Raw genomic sequence first — 13,845 nt, 5'->3', positions numbered from 1 at the left:
CCGGATCGGAACCGGGGGTGTGACGTGGATCGGCGCCCGGGGGCGGATGCCGTCAGGCGCTGGACGCGCGGACCGCCGTCGCGGCCCGGGCGACCCGCCGGGGCCAGTCGCCACCGACGGCCACCAGCTCGGCCGTCCGGGTGTCGTCCGGATGCCGGTCCAGCCGCACCAACAGGTGGTCCTCGGCGAGCTGGTCGGCCACGCCCTCGCCCCACTCGACCACCACCGCAGCGGTGGTCAGGTCGGTGTCCAGGTCCAGGTCGTCGAGCTCCAGGCGGCCGCCGAGCCGGTAGGCGTCCACGTGGACCAGCCGGGGACCGCCGGTCGCCGGCCGGTACATCCGGGCCAGCACGAACGTGGGCGAGGTGACGGTGGCGTCGATGCCCATGCCGACGGCGACGCCCTTGGTCAGCGTCGTCTTGCCGGCGCCGAGCCCACCGGCCAGCAGCACCAGGTCACCGGCCCGCAGCACCGCGCCGAGTGCACGGCCGAAGGCGTCGGTGTCCGCCGCGGTGGGCAGCTCGATCGTGGTGGTCACCGCCGCACCGGCCCCGTCGTGCGCGCTCATCGCGAGACCGCCCGTCCGGTCTCCGCGGCTCCGTCCCGGCCGGCGGCCGGCTCCCCGTCGGCCGGCGCGGCCGGGGCCGGGGCGTCCTGGAGCGCGGCCAGCAGCCGGGACGCCTGCCCGTCAGCCAGCAGCCCGGCGCGGTCGGCGGCCCGGACGAGCAGGCGCCGCACGGCCTGGTTGACCTCGGCCGGCGCCTCCAGGATGGCCATGTGCCCGGCCCCGGCCACGGTGACCATCTCAGCCCCGGGCAGCGCCGCGGCCATGGCCCGGGACCGGCTGATCGGCGTCATCCGGTCCGCGTCGCCACACAGGATGAGCGTCGGCCGACCGGTCAGCCGGGCCAGGGCCGGCCGCTGGTCCATGCTCAGCAGCACCGGCAGGAAGTCGGCGATCACATCGGCCGGGGTGGAGGAGATCATCTCGTCGAGGTAGTCGACCATCGCTCCGGGCACGTCACGCCGGGCGAACCCGAGGGTCCGGGTGAGCAGCCAGACCGCGTCGCGGCTGGACCGGCGGCCCCGTTCGAACAGCGCCGGGTACCGGGCGGCCGTGGCGGTCAGCACCTTCAGCAGCGGGTTGCTGCCGCTGACCAGCATCCGGGTGAGTTCGGGCTGGCGCAGCGCGGTGGCGGTGGTGGAGATCAGACCCACGCCGACGAGCCGCTGCACGAAGCGTTCGTCCCGGCCGGCCAGGGTGAGCAGCGCCATCGCACCCATGCTGTGGCCCACCACGACCAGCGGACCGGTCGGTGCGGCGGTGGCCACCACCGCGGCCAGGTCGTCGGCCAGGTGCGCCATCGTGCTCGACCCGAGCGGCGCCCTCGACGACCGGCCGTGCGAACGCTGGTCGTAGAACACCAGCCGCATCACGGGCATGCCCGCGTCGTCCGGCGGCGCGGTCCGCTCCTGCGCGCCGCCGGCCCCGTCCGGGCGCGGCCAGCCGCCGGACAGGGCCAACCGCTGGTAGTGCCACGCGCCGGCGCGCAGCGTCCAGCCGTGGGCGAAGACGACGGTGAGCGGGGCGTCAGCCGGCCCGACCTCCTCCACGGCGAGCACCACCCCGTCGTCGCTGACCACCGAGTAGCTCCGGTCGGGAACCAGGGAGTCGTACGCCACGTCGTCGGGCACGCCGGCGAGCTCGCCGACGGCCTGCGCGGTCACATCGCGGTAGTGCCGGACGGCGCGGCGCTGCGCGGTCATGCCACCCAGCGCGGCCGCACCGACGACCCCGGTGACGATGCCCGCCGCACCGACCAGCCGGCCGACGGTGCTCGGTCGTGCCGCCACGCTCACTCCTGTCCCTGTCCCTGTCCGCGCTGCCGGAGTCCAGTGTCCCGCTCGGCCGGGCCACCGTCGGTGCCCGGTCCGATCCATCGGCGCGGCACCCGGGCTCCGATCCGGGTGACGATCTCGTAGTCGATGGTGCCGGTGCGGTCGGCCCACTCGGTGGCGGTCGGTTCCCCGGCGTCGCCCGGTCCGAACAGCAGTACCTCGTCACCGATGCGCACCGGCTCGTCCCCGACGTCGAGGACGAACTGGTCCATGGCCACCCGACCGGCGACCCGGCGCCGGCGCCCGCCCAGCGACACCTCGGCCACCGAGCTGGCCGCGCGGGGGATGCCGTCGGCGTAGCCGAGCGGGACCAGGGCCAGGGTGGACTCCCGGGGAGTCCGGTAGGTCAGCCCGTACGACACCCCGGCCCCGGCCGGCACCCGCTTGGTCAGGGCGACGGCAGCGCGCAGCGTCATGGCCGGCCGCAACGACCGGCCCACGGCGGTCCCGGGTCCGGTCGGGTCGGTCGCGGTGGGGTCCAGGCCGTAGACGCCGATGCCGCAGCGGACCAGGTCGAACACGGTGCCCGGGTGGTCCAGCGTGGCCGCCGTGTTGGCCAGGTGGCGCCACCGCGGCCGCAGCCCGGCCGCGTCGACCGCGGCGAGCACCTGGGTGAACAGCGCCGTCTGCTCGCCGACCGACGGATCGCCGGGCACGTCCGCACTGGCCAGGTGACTCATCACCCCGGTGAGCCGGACCCGCCCGGACCGCTCGGCCGCGGCCAGCCCGGCCAGCAGCGTGCCCACCGGGCCCGGCTCCCGGACCGGACCGCCGGGGGCGAGCGCGGGCACGCCGTTGCGGCCGAGCCCGGTGTCCACCTTGACGTGCACGTCCACCGGTCCACCGCGACCGGCGCCACCGTCCACCGCGGCCAGCACCGCGGCCAGGTGGTCGGGATGGCTGACCGCCAGGGTGACTCCGGCGTCCAGCGCGGGCGCCAGGTCGGTGCCCGGCAGCCACAGCCAGGCCAGCAGCGGCACCTCGGTGACGCCCGCGACCCGGAGCCGCACGGCCTCGGCCGGGGTGGCCACGCCGAGCATCCCGGCCCCACCGGCCAGCGCGGCGCGGGCGGCGGGGACGTCACCGTGGCCGTAGCCGTTCGCCTTGACCACGGCCATCAGCTCACCCGCCGGGTTGACCGTGCGGGCGTGGGCCAGCAGCCGGCGGACGTTGCCGGTGATCGCGCCGGTGTCCACCACCGCCTCGCCGCGCAGGTCGGCGGCGGCCGCGGGGGCCCCGGACGGGCCGGTGGGCCGGACGTGGTGGTCGGTGGTCACCTGCCGATGGAAGCACGGCGGAGTCGGCCGAGCGAGGAACGAGCGGAGGGACCGGGCTCCGCCAGTCCATCCCGGCGGAGTCGGCCGAGCGAGGAACGAGCGGAGGACCGGGCTCCACCGGTCCCATCCCGTGCGGCATGGTGGACGGGTGCTGATCCAGGCGTACTCGGTGGAGCGGATCCGGCAGGCCGAGGCTGCGGCCCAGGCCCGGACCGGGGACGGCGTGCTGATGCGACGGGCGGCGACCGCCCTGGCCCAGGTGGTCGTGGCACGGCTGACTGCGCGGCTCGGGTCGCGGCCCGGATCCAGGTTGCCGGGTCGGTCGGTGGTGCTGCTGGTCGGCACCGGCGACAACGGCGGCGATGCGCTCATCGCCGGGGCCCTGCTGCGGGGCCGCGGCCTGGCCGTGACCGCCGTGCTCACCGATCCCGCTCGCGCGCACGCCGACGGCCTGGCCCGGCTGCGGCGGGCCTGGGGCCGGGTGGTCACCGCCGACGACCCGCGGGTCGCGGGCCTGCTGGCCGGTGCCGACGTGGTGATCGACGGGCTGGTCGGTCTGGCCGCCCGGCCGCCGCTGCGCGAACCGGCCGCGTCGCTGGTCCGGCTCGCGGTCGACTCCCCCGCCCTGACCGTGGCGGTCGACCTGCCCAGCGGGCTGCACCCGGACACCGGCGTGGTGTCCGGCCCGGTGTTCCGCGCGGACGTGACCGTGACGTTCGGGGCGCTCAAGCCCGGGCTGCTGCTGGCCGACGAGTGGTGCGGCACGGTGGTGAGCGACGACCTGGGCATGGGAGTGGGCACAGCCCCGGGGACGTCCGTGCGTGCGGACCTGCTCGCCCTCACCGACGGGGCCGCGGCCGCGCTGCTGCCCGACCCGGGCCGCGCGGACGACAAGTACACCGGCGGCCTGGTCGGCGTGGCCGCCGGCTCGACCGACTACCCGGGCGCCCCGGTGCTGAGTGTGGGCGGCGCGGTCTGCCTGCGGCCGGGCATGGTCCGGTACGCCGGCGCGCAGGCGAAGGCCGTGGTCGCCCGCTGGCCGGAGGTGGTGGCGGCGGAGTCGGTCGAGCGGGCCGGGCGGGTGCAGGCCTGGGTGGTCGGGCCCGGTATGGGCACCGACGAGACGGCCGCGGCCACGCTGCGGACCGTGCTGGAGCAGGACGTGCCCGTGCTGGTGGACGCGGACGGGCTCACCCTGCTGGCCGGGCACCGGGACTGGCTGGACCGCCGCCGGGCGGCCGGACAGGTCACCGTCCTGACCCCGCACGACCGCGAGTTCACCCGGGTGTTCGGCGATCTCGACCTCACCGACCGGCTGGACGCGGTCCGTCGGGCGGCCGCGACGAGCGGCGCGGTGGTGCTGCTCAAGGGGCACCGCACCCTGGTCGCCGCGCCGGACGGCACCACCTGGGTCAATCTGACCGGGACGCCGTGGCTGGCCAGCGCCGGATCGGGTGACGTGCTGAGCGGGGTGATCGGGTCGCTGCTGGCCAGCGGGCTGCCCGCCGACCGCGCCGCCGCGCTCGGGGCGCACCTGCACGGCCGGGCCGGGGAGCGCGCCGAGCGGGCCGGCCGGGCCGGCGCCCACGCGCTGTGGGAGTTCCTGCGGGGCTGATCCGCCCGGCAACGACCGTCTGGACGGGGAGGACCCGAGATGACCACCGATGAGCCCGATGTCCGGCCGGCCCGCGCCCCGAGGGTGCACCGGTTCACGTCCGCGCTGAGGTGGTCCGGGAGCACCGCCGGCGGCTACCGCGACTACTCGCGGGCGCACCACGTCACGCTGCCGCCGACCGACACGCGCCTGACCGTCACCGCCGACGCCGCGTTCCGCGGGGACGCGGCCCTGCCCAATCCGGAGCAGCTGCTGCTGGCGGCGGCCGCGTCCTGCCAGCTGCTGTCGTTCCTGGCCCTGGCGGCGGTCGCCGGCGTGGACGTGCTGTCCTACTCGGACGAGGCGGAGGCCGAGATGCCGGTGACCCGGGAGGCCATGCGCATCACCCGGATCGTGCTGCGCCCGCACATCGAGGTGGCCGAGGGCACCGACACCGAGCGGGTGGTGGCGATGGTGCACCAGGGGCACGACGAGTGCTTCATCGCCAACACGCTGAACGCCGAGGTGGTGGTGGAGCCGACCGTGCAGTTCCCGATCGCGTTCCGCTGAACCGGCCCCGCGCGACCCCTGCACGACCCGTGGCCGCCGGACCGGCCGTCAGCCCAGCGCGACGACCATGGCCGCGGCGATGCCGGCGTCGTGGGAGAGCGACAGTTGCCAGTCCTGGATGCCCTGGGCGTCGGCCGCCGCGAGCACGGTGCCGGTCATCACCAGCGAAGGCCGTCCGCTGTCGGCGCTGACCACCCGGCAGTGGTGCCACTGCATCCCGGCCGGGACCCCGAGCGCCTTGGCCACCGCCTCCTTGGCCGCGAACCGCGCGGCCAGTGAGGTCGCCGACCGCGGGTGCCCGCTGCGGGTCACCCGCTCGTCGGAGGCGAACAGTCGGTCGACCAGGCTCGGGGTGCGGGCCAGCGACGCGGCGAACCGGTCCACGGCGACGACGTCGATGCCGACGCCGATGACGGCCAGACCGGGACGGCCGGACGATCCCGGCCGGCCGGCCGGCGTCGAGCGACGGGGGAACCGCACCGCTACTCGACGGTGACCGACTTGGCCAGGTTGCGCGGCTTGTCGATGTCGTAGCCGCGGCTGCGGGCGATCTCGGCGGCCAGCACCTGCAGCGGCAGCGTGGCGACCAGGGGCTGCAGCAGCGACGGCACCCGGGGCAGCTCGACGAGCATGTCGGCGAACGGGGCGACGGTGTCGTCACCCTCCTCGGCGATGACCAGGGTGCGGGCGCCACGGGCCTGCACCTCACGGATGTTGGAAAGGATCTTGCTGTGCAACATCGGCTGCGCCTTGGGCGACGGGGTGACCACCACCACCGGGAGGCCCTCCTCGATCAGCGCGATGGGGCCGTGCTTGAGCTCGCCCGCCGCGAAGCCCTCGGCGTGCATGTACGCCAGCTCCTTCAGCTTGAGCGCGCCCTCCAGGGCCACCGGATAGCCGACGTGCCGGCCCAGGAACAGCACGGCGCGCGAGCCGGCCAGTTCGCGGGCCCACTGCCGGACCGGGTCCAGCAGGGTCAGCGTCTGCGCCACCGCGTCGGGCATCTCGGACAGGGCGGCGAACTCGCGACCGACCTCGTCGGGGTACTTGGTGCCGCGGGCCTGGGCCAGGGCCAGACCGACCAGGTAGTTCGCGGCGACCTGGGCCAGGAACGCCTTGGTCGAGGCGACCCCGATCTCCGGACCTGCGTGCGTGTAGAGGACAGCGTCCGACTCCCGCGGGATCTGCGAGCCGTTGGTGTTGCAGACGGCCAGCACCCGGGCCCGCTGCCGGCGGGCGTGCCGGACGGCCTCCAGGGTGTCGGCCGTCTCGCCGGACTGGGAGACGGCCACCACCAAGGTGTCCCGGTCCAGCACCGGGTCCCGGTACCGGAACTCGCTGGCCAGCTCGACCTCCACGGGGAGCCGGGTCCAGTGCTCGATGGCGTACTTGGCCACCAGCCCGGAGTGGTAGGCGCTGCCGCAGGCGACGACGAACACCTTGTCGACGGTGCGCAGCTCGTCCTCACCCAGGCGCTGCTCGTCGAGCACGATGTGGGTGCCGTCGAAGTGACCACGCAGGGTGTCGGCCAGGGCGGCCGGCTGCTCGGCGATCTCCTTGTCCATGAAGGTCGGGAAGCCGCCCTTCTCGGCGGCGGCCAGGTCCCAGTCCACCGTGAACGGGCGGAAGTCCGGGTCGCCCCCGGTGAACGAGGTGACCTCGTACCCGTCCGGGGTGATGACGACCAGCTGGTCCTGGCCCAGCTCGACGGCCTGATCGGTGTGTGAGATGAACGCGGCGACGTCGCTGGCCACGAACATCTCGCCGTCGCCCTGCCCGATGACCAGCGGCGAGTTGCGTCGGGCGGCGACCAGCAGGTCGGGGACGTCGGCGTGCGTGGCGACCAGCGTGAACGCACCCTCGAGCCGCCGGCAGACCGCGGCCATGCTGGCCGGCAGGTCGCCCGCGGTGGGGCCGCGGTCGAACGCCTCGCCGAGCAGATGCGCGACCACCTCGGTGTCGGTGTCGCTGGTCATCTCCACGCCGGCCGCCTCGAGCTCACGACGCAGCACCGGGAAGTTCTCGATGATCCCGTTGTGGATGACGGCGACCCGTCCCGGCCGGTCGGTGTGCGGGTGGGCGTTCCGGTCGGTCGGGCCGCCGTGCGTCGCCCACCGGGTGTGCCCGATGCCGACGGAGCCGGCCAGTGCCACCTCACCGGAGTCGATGAGCCGCTCCAGGTTGACCAGCGCGCCCGCCTTCTTGGCGGTGTGCAGCTCCCCGGTCTCGTCCAGGATGGCCACGCCCGCGGAGTCGTACCCGCGGTACTCCATCCGGCCCAGCCCCTCCAGGACGAGTGGCAACGCCTGCCGGGGACCGATGTAGCCGATGATGCCGCACATGGTCGAGAGGGTAGCCCGGCGGCCCGTCCGATTCGCGGTGTCGACGGTCGGATGCGCCACAGTGGGTGATGGTGACCCGGGTGGGCCTGCACGGTGCGTAATTGCTTCGTTCCGAAGAGCGCGTGTCTTGCCCGGTCGCTGGGTTGCACCACCGTACGGCCGGACTCGCACATCCTGCCGCCATCCGCACACCGTCCGACCCACTTCGCACCCGACCGTCTCCCGGACCGCCCGACTCCCTCGCCCAGCAGTACGGCCGGGTCGAGATCCCCAGACCGTGCCCGGCCGGGTCGAGGGAGACGCCGCGGCCGCCGTGCTCGTGGTTGATCTCCCCCGGTCGCTGCCGCCGGGTCGGTCCAGTGCTCGATGCCGCCGGAGCGCAGCCGGTGCAGGGCGCGGTCGAACAGGCGTCGTCGACCAGGAACGCGTCGTCGACCAGGAACGCGGAGTGCTGGATCTGGATCTCCGGGAACACCTCCACCGGCAGGTCGGCGAACTGCAGGAACACCCCCCCGTCGAGCTGCACGTTGGTGAAGATGCCCCAGCTCTGCGCGTCGGCCGCCTCCAGGATGGAGCGGTAGGACACCGCCGAGGCCTCGCGGTCGCCGGTGGCGATGATGGTGTGGTTGAACGTCGCTGGCACAGGTCCTCCGTCGGTCGGTCTCCCCCGGGACCCAGGGGTCCGACGGACGAGCCCCGACGAACGCCGCGTCCTTCCTGGAGGTGAGCCCATCCGGAGCTCGGGATGCACCGTTCGACGCGGAGCCCGGACCATCAATGCCCGGGCGGCACGGGAACGCGGGGGTACGGTGTGCCGCCGCACGGGCGTCCCGGCCCGTCGAGGAGCCCGACTGGAGACCGCATGCCCCGAGCCGCCGGCCGCGCGCAACCCCTGCTGGCCGGCGTGGTCACCGCCCTCGTCGGGTTCGCCAGTTCCTTCACGGTGGTGCTGACCGGGTTGCGGGCGGCCGGCGCGGACGACGCCCAGGCCGCGTCCGGGCTGCTGGCGGTGAGCGTGGCGTGCGCGGTGGTGGCGGTGCTGCTCGGGCTCCGCACGAAGCTTCCGATCAGCATCGCGTGGTCGACCCCCGGTGCGGCACTCCTCATCTCGACCGGCACCCCGGAGGGCGGGTTCCCCGCCGCGGTGGGCGCCTTCCTGATCTGCGGCGTGCTCATCGTGCTGGCCGGGACACTGGCACCGCTGGGCCGGCTCATCGCCGCCATCCCCGCCCACCTGGCCAGCGCGATGCTCGCCGGGGTGCTGCTGCAACTCTGCCTGGCTCCGGTGCGCGCGCTCGGCGAGGTGCCCGCCCTGGCCGCGCCGGTCATCGTGACCTGGTTGCTGCTGACCCGGTTCGCCCGGCCCTGGGCGGTGCCCGCCGCGCTGGTCGTGGCCGTCGCCGGCATCCTGATCAGCGGGCCCGAACTCGTCGGGGTCCCGCTGCTGCCCACCCTGACCTGGGTCACCCCGGAGTTCACGGTCGGCGCTGTCGTCGGGATCGCGCTACCGCTGTTCGTGGTCACCATGGCGTCGCAGAACGTCCCGGGCATGGCCGTGCTGGCCCAGTACGGCTACCGCCCGGCGCTGCGGCCGATCCTGCTCGCCACCGGCGTGGCCACCGTCGCCGGCGCCCCGTTCGGCGGGCACGCGGTCAACCTGGCCGCGATCAGTGCCGCGCTGGCCGCCGGGCCCGACGCAGGCCCCGACCGCGGCCGACGGTGGATCGCATCGGTCACCGCCGGTGTCGGGCTCGGGCTGCTCGGTCTGCTCGCCGGACTGGCCGGGGCGTTGCTGGCGGTCGCCCCGCCGGTGCTCATCGAGGCGGTGGCCGGCCTGGCCCTGCTCGGCGCCCTGGCCTCCGCCCTGATGGCCGCGTTCGGCCCGCCGGCGCCGGCGGCGGCCGGTGCCCCGGCCCCGCGGACCGAGGGCCGGCTGGAGTCGGCCGCGGTGACGTTCGTGGTGACCGCGGCCGGGACCGCGTTCGTCGGCATCGGCTCCGCGTTCTGGGGTCTGCTGGCCGGGGTGGCCGTGCTGGCGCTGCTCCGCCCGCGGCGAGCCCGGCAGGGGTGAGCCGGGCGCCTCAGCCCGGCATCGCCCGCCCACCCCGCGCCTGCACCAGGTCGGCCTGCGGGGCGCCGCCCGGCTCCCCGGTGACGTAACCGGCCCGGTCCTCGGCGGCGGTGGCGGCCACGGCCCGCACATCGGCCCAGGCCCGCAGTGCGGCGATCTGCTCGGCCTGGGTCACCGACAGCGGCACGGTCCGCTCGATCTCGGTGAGCAGGTCGACCTCGGTCAGTTCCCGCCGCCCGGCGAACGCGTCGAAACACGCGGCGATGACGACCTGCTCGATCTCGGCGCCGGAGAATCCCTCGGTGGCGGCCACCAGCCGGGCCAGCAGGTCGTCGGTGACGGTCAGCGCCCCGAGCGCCGGACCGGCGGCCAGTCGGGCGGTCAGGTGCAGCCGGAAGATGACGGTGCGCTCCGCGTCGGTGGGCAGGTCGATGAAGAAGATCTCGTCGAACCGGCCCTTGCGCAGCATCTCCGGCGGTAGCAGCCCGATCTGGTTCGCGGTGGCCATCACGAACACCGGCGCCGTCTTCTCCTGCATCCAGGTCAGGAAGGTGCCGAACACCCGGGCCGAGGTGCCGGAGTCGCCGCTGCCGGACGCGCCCGCAGCGAAGCCCTTCTCGATCTCGTCGATCCACAGCACGCACGGCGCCACCGCCTCGGCGGTGCGCAGCGCGGTGCGCATGTTGGCCTCGCTGGCGCCGACCAGCCCGCCGAACACCCGGCCGATGTCCAGCCGCAGCAGCGGGAGCGACCAGGCCGACGCCATGGCCTTGGCGGTCAGCGACTTCCCGCACCCCGGCACCCCGGTGACCAGCACGCCCTTGGGAGCCGGCAGCCCGTACGCCCGGGCGTCGTCCAGCCAGGCCCCGTTGCGCTTGGTCAGCCAGGTCTTGAGGGTGCCCAGTCCACCCACGTCGGACAGCCTGACGGTGGACCGGACGACGTCCAGCACCCCCGACCTGGCCACGATCTGGCGCTTCTCCTGCCACACCTGGCCGACGTCGTCGTCGGTGAGCCGTCCGTCGTCGACCATGGCCCGGGCGAAGGCGTTCTCGGCCTCCGCCGCGGTCAGCCCGCGGGCCGCCTCGGCCAGCCGCTCGGCCCCCTGCGGGCCGAGATCGACGGTGAGCGCACCGGTGCCGACGTTGTGCTCGATCATCCGGTCCAGCAGCCCGCGGATCTGCGAGGCGGTCGGCAGCGGGAACTCGACCGTGGTGACCAGCGACTCCAGTTCCGGCGGCAGGTACCCGACCGGCGAGACCAGGATCAGCGTGCGGGGCACGGAGCCCTCCCGATAGGTCCGCACCGTGTCCTTGAGCAGCCGCACCAGCTGGGTGTCCGGCGGGGTGTTCGGCGACCCCAGCCATGGGTGCAGGTCGAGCATGACCACCGCACTGGGCGCCGAGAGCGTGCCGGCCGCGGCCAGCGCGGCGTGCGGCGGCCGGGTGTCCGGATGCCCGGGCCTGCCCAGCGCCGCGAACCCCTGGGAGGTCGACCAGGTGTGCACCTGGCGCGGCGGGAAGACCAGCGTCCGGTCGCCCAGCACGCGGGCGATCTCGGCCAGCACCCGCGACTCCTCCGCGGTCTGCACGGCCAGCAGCGGGAAGCGGGCCCGGACCAACCGGCGCAGTTCGGCGGCGAAGGCGTCCAGCGGCTCGGCCGGTGGCAGCCCGCCGGCCGGGGCGTGGGTCACGGACGGACGGTCGGGTGCGCTCATCAGGTCCCCCACACCTCTGCCATCGCGGCTCCCGTGGCGACTGCACCGGCACGGCGGCCGGGGCTCCACCCCGACGGCCCTGCGCCGCGGCCGGCCCGGGCGGCACTACTGTACGGAACCAGCAGTGCGCGATTCACGGGCGAGCAGGAGGTCGGATGACACGGCGCGGGGCTCCCCGGATCGAGCATCCCACCCTGGACTACCTGGCCCACCGCGGACCGCACCGGGTGGCCACCGGGGATCTCGACATCGCCGGCCTGCCGGGTGTCGTCTTCACCCCGCAGTCGGGGCGCGACCTGCCGGTCGTCGCCTTCGCGCACGGCTGGTTGCAGCCGGTGTCCCGGTACCTGGACACCCTGCGGTACCTGGCCAGCTGGGGGATCATCGCCGTCGCGCCGAGCACGGAACGCGGTCCGCTGGCCTCGCACAGCGGGCTGGCCGTCGACCTGTCGAAGGCGTTGCGGGTCGCCGCGCACGCCCGGCTGGGCGGCGGGCGGGTGCGCGCCGACCCGTCCCGGATGGGCGTCATGGGCCACACCACCGGCGCCGGCTCCGCGGTGCTGGCCGCGTCCCAGGACGACTCGATCGACGCGGTCGTCACCGTGACCGCGGTGGAGACCTCGCCGTCCGCGATCCAGGCCGCCGGCCTGGTCGAGGTGCCCGGACTGCACCTGATCGGGACCGACGGCGGCGACATGGTCGAGTCGGCCGGCTCCCAGATCGCCCGGTCCTGGACCGGCCCCTCGCAGCTGCGAGTGGTCAAGCGCGCCAGTCTGTTCGGGCTGGCCGAAGGCCCGCACTGGACGTCCACGGTGTCCGGCAGCGGACACGAGGGCAAGACCCAGTCGGTCGTGCGGATGCTGGCGACCGCCTTCTTCCTGCGGCACCTGGCCGGTCAGGACCAGCTGGCCGACGATCTCGACGGGAAGATCGCCCGGACGGAGCTGCGTGACCTGGCCGCCGTCGACGACGACTGACCTCACGACCGACCAGCACTGACGAGGATCCGCGATGCCCGAACTGGTGGAACTGCGCACGCCCGGCGAGATCGACGCGATGGCCGCGGCCGGATCGGTGGTGGCCGCCTGCCTGCAGGCGTGCCGCGAGACGGCCGAGACCTCGCTGGACGCCGGCGTCACCGCGCTCGCGCTGGACGCCGCGGCGGCGCAGGTCATCGCCGACCGCGGCGCCGAGTCCTGCTACATCGGCTACCACCCGGGCTGGGCGCCGTCGCCGTACCCGGCGGTCACCTGCATCAGCGTCAACGACGTGGTGGTGCACGCCATCCCGGACGGCCGCCGGCTGGAGCCGGGCGATCTGGTCTCGGTGGACATCGCGGTCACGGTCGACGGGTGGGCGGCGGACGCGGCCATCTCCTTCGTGCTCGGCGCCGACCCGGACCCGCGGCTGCTGGCCATGATCGACACCGCCTCCCGGGCGCTGGACGCCGGCATCGACGCCATGCGCCGCGGCAACCAGCTCGGCGACGTCTCCGCAGCCATCGGCCAGGTGGCCCGGGCCGGCGGGTACGGCCTGCTCAAGGGGCACGGCGGGCACGGCATCGGCCGGGAGATGCACGCGGCCCCGCACGTGGCCAACGAGGGGCGCCGGCACCGGGGCCTCGAGCTGCGCAGCGGCCTGGTGCTCGCCCTGGAGCCCATGCTGCACCTGGGCGGCAAGGACGACTACCGCCACCTGCCCGACGGCTGGGGCGTGGCCACCGCCGACGGGTCGATGGCCTGCCACGTCGAGCACACCGTCGCGGTGACCGACGCCGGCCCGCGGGTCCTCACGGTCGCCTAGTCCCCGGGCCGCTCGGCCGCCGGTCCCGATGTCAGCCGCAGCGTGGATGCGGCCGTCCCGTCGCGGGTCATCGCGTCCGCGGAGCGCCCGTACCGGTGGTCCTTCGCTCGGTAGGCCGCATCGACCCGGTCCCGGAACCTGTCCGGGCCGGTGCCGACATCCGTGACCATGACATTGATCTCGAGGTCGGGGACGCGCACCCGGGACCGGTTGGCTCGAGCTCGGGTCGCCCCGGGCGAGGAGGACACCCGGTCCCGGGGCATCGCCGCCTCCATGTGAGCGGCCCCGGGTGACGCGGTCAGTCGTGTCCGCTCACTCGTCCAGCTTGCCCGCGTCGAACCGGACCTTGCCCACGACCATCCGGTTCACCGCCCACAGCACCACCCCGACGCCGAGCAGGATCAACGCCAGCCAGTAGTCGGCCGTGGCCCGGCCGGACAGCGGGGTGACCAGGTAGGCGCAAGTGACGATGCCGAGCACCGGGACCCAGGTCGGCGCCCGGAAGTGGGGGGGGGGGCCCCCGGCCCCCCCCCCCCCCCCCCCCCCCCCCGGGGGGCGGGGGAAACCCCCCC

General features: G+C 75.1%; 13 protein-coding genes and 1 pseudogene. 5 read left to right on the top strand and 9 right to left on the bottom strand.

Features of this window, described 5'->3' with window-relative positions:
• Positions 1-52: 52 nt before the first annotated feature.
• Genes tsaE through alr form a run of 3 tightly spaced genes read right to left on the bottom strand, consistent with a single transcriptional unit; the run spans position 53 to position 3,176 of the window.
• A complete protein-coding gene (gene tsaE, locus JL106_RS09825; RefSeq protein WP_205260537.1) occupies positions 53-568 on the bottom strand; it encodes a tRNA (adenosine(37)-N6)-threonylcarbamoyltransferase complex ATPase subunit type 1 TsaE in 516 nt (171 codons plus the stop codon).
• Positions 565-1,854: an alpha/beta fold hydrolase gene (locus JL106_RS09820; protein ID WP_205260536.1), complete on the bottom strand. Its 1,290-nt coding sequence runs from the start codon at positions 1,852-1,854 to the stop codon at positions 565-567. Before JL106_RS09820 ends, tsaE begins: the two co-directional genes overlap by 4 nt.
• Positions 1,855-1,856: 2 nt before the next feature.
• Positions 1,857-3,176 (bottom strand): alanine racemase, encoded by a 1,320-nt coding sequence (gene alr / locus JL106_RS09815; RefSeq protein WP_205260535.1) that lies wholly within the window; start codon positions 3,174-3,176, stop codon positions 1,857-1,859.
• A 148-nt stretch (positions 3,177-3,324) separates the two neighbouring features.
• Between alr and JL106_RS09810 the strand changes: the two genes are divergently transcribed.
• Both JL106_RS09810 and JL106_RS09805 read left to right on the top strand, forming a co-directional pair.
• A complete protein-coding gene (locus tag JL106_RS09810) occupies positions 3,325-4,791 on the top strand; it encodes an NAD(P)H-hydrate dehydratase (RefSeq protein ID WP_205260534.1) in 1,467 nt (488 codons plus the stop codon).
• Positions 4,792-4,830: 39 nt separating this feature from the next.
• Positions 4,831-5,340: an OsmC family protein gene (locus JL106_RS09805; RefSeq protein ID WP_205260533.1), complete on the top strand. Its 510-nt coding sequence runs from the start codon at positions 4,831-4,833 to the stop codon at positions 5,338-5,340.
• A 48-nt stretch (positions 5,341-5,388) separates the two neighbouring features.
• On the opposite strand, the gene JL106_RS09800 is transcribed toward JL106_RS09805, so the two are convergent.
• The 3 genes and pseudogenes from JL106_RS09800 to JL106_RS22510 form a co-directional block, all read right to left on the bottom strand.
• On the bottom strand, positions 5,389-5,760 hold the full coding sequence (locus tag JL106_RS09800; protein WP_205260719.1) for a holo-ACP synthase: 372 nt from the start codon (positions 5,758-5,760) through the stop codon (positions 5,389-5,391).
• Between the two features lie 62 nt (positions 5,761-5,822).
• Positions 5,823-7,682, bottom strand: a complete 1,860-nt coding sequence (gene glmS, locus JL106_RS09795) for a glutamine--fructose-6-phosphate transaminase (isomerizing) (protein ID WP_205260532.1) — start codon at positions 7,680-7,682, stop codon at positions 5,823-5,825.
• A gap of 250 nt (positions 7,683-7,932) precedes the next feature.
• A pseudogene (locus JL106_RS22510) lies at positions 7,933-8,325 on the bottom strand (VOC family protein); the annotation flags it as partial.
• Positions 8,326-8,544: 219 nt separating this feature from the next.
• On the opposite strand from JL106_RS22510, the gene JL106_RS09790 reads away from it, so the two are divergent.
• Positions 8,545-9,753, top strand: coding sequence for a benzoate/H(+) symporter BenE family transporter (locus JL106_RS09790; RefSeq protein ID WP_205260531.1), 1,209 nt, complete (start codon positions 8,545-8,547; stop codon positions 9,751-9,753).
• Positions 9,754-9,763: 10 nt separating this feature from the next.
• On the opposite strand, the gene JL106_RS09785 is transcribed toward JL106_RS09790, so the two are convergent.
• Positions 9,764-11,470 carry an AAA family ATPase gene (locus tag JL106_RS09785; RefSeq protein ID WP_205260530.1) on the bottom strand — a complete coding sequence of 569 codons (1,707 nt, stop codon included), beginning with the start codon at positions 11,468-11,470 and terminating at the stop codon, positions 9,764-9,766.
• Positions 11,471-11,625: 155 nt separating this feature from the next.
• Between JL106_RS09785 and JL106_RS09780 the strand changes: the two genes are divergently transcribed.
• Both JL106_RS09780 and map read left to right on the top strand, forming a co-directional pair.
• On the top strand, positions 11,626-12,447 hold the full coding sequence (locus JL106_RS09780; RefSeq protein WP_205260529.1) for a dienelactone hydrolase family protein: 822 nt from the start codon (positions 11,626-11,628) through the stop codon (positions 12,445-12,447).
• A 43-nt stretch (positions 12,448-12,490) separates the two neighbouring features.
• The gene (gene map / locus JL106_RS09775) at positions 12,491-13,273 is read left to right on the top strand and encodes a type I methionyl aminopeptidase (protein WP_407940139.1); all 783 of its coding nucleotides are present in this window, start codon (positions 12,491-12,493) and stop codon (positions 13,271-13,273) included.
• Here map and JL106_RS22505 read toward each other — a convergent pair.
• On the bottom strand, positions 13,270-13,536 hold the full coding sequence (locus tag JL106_RS22505; protein WP_205260527.1) for a DUF2255 family protein: 267 nt from the start codon (positions 13,534-13,536) through the stop codon (positions 13,270-13,272). The genes map and JL106_RS22505 overlap by 4 nt on opposite strands.
• Before the next feature lie 49 nt (positions 13,537-13,585).
• The gene (locus JL106_RS09765) at positions 13,586-13,753 is read right to left on the bottom strand and encodes a hypothetical protein (RefSeq protein WP_205260526.1); all 168 of its coding nucleotides are present in this window, start codon (positions 13,751-13,753) and stop codon (positions 13,586-13,588) included.
• Positions 13,754-13,845: the final 92 nt, after the last annotated feature.

It is taken from the genome of Nakamurella leprariae, assembly GCF_016918035.1.
Taxonomy (GTDB): Bacteria; Actinomycetota; Actinomycetes; order Mycobacteriales; family Nakamurellaceae; genus Nakamurella; species Nakamurella leprariae.
This window is presented reverse-complemented; position numbering and strand designations above follow the sequence as displayed.

Coding starts and splice junctions, on each gene's coding strand:
- JL106_RS09805 (WP_205260533.1), top strand. CDS start 4,831: ATGACCACCGATGAGCCCGATGTCCGGCCGGCCCGCGCCCCGAGGGTG.
- glmS (WP_205260532.1), bottom strand. CDS start 7,682: ATGTGCGGCATCATCGGCTACATCGGTCCCCGGCAGGCGTTGCCACTC.
- JL106_RS09790 (WP_205260531.1), top strand. CDS start 8,545: ATGCCCCGAGCCGCCGGCCGCGCGCAACCCCTGCTGGCCGGCGTGGTC.
- JL106_RS09780 (WP_205260529.1), top strand. CDS start 11,626: ATGACACGGCGCGGGGCTCCCCGGATCGAGCATCCCACCCTGGACTAC.
- JL106_RS22505 (WP_205260527.1), bottom strand. CDS start 13,536: ATGCCCCGGGACCGGGTGTCCTCCTCGCCCGGGGCGACCCGAGCTCGA.
- tsaE (WP_205260537.1), bottom strand. CDS start 568: ATGAGCGCGCACGACGGGGCCGGTGCGGCGGTGACCACCACGATCGAG.
- JL106_RS09785 (WP_205260530.1), bottom strand. CDS start 11,470: ATGAGCGCACCCGACCGTCCGTCCGTGACCCACGCCCCGGCCGGCGGG.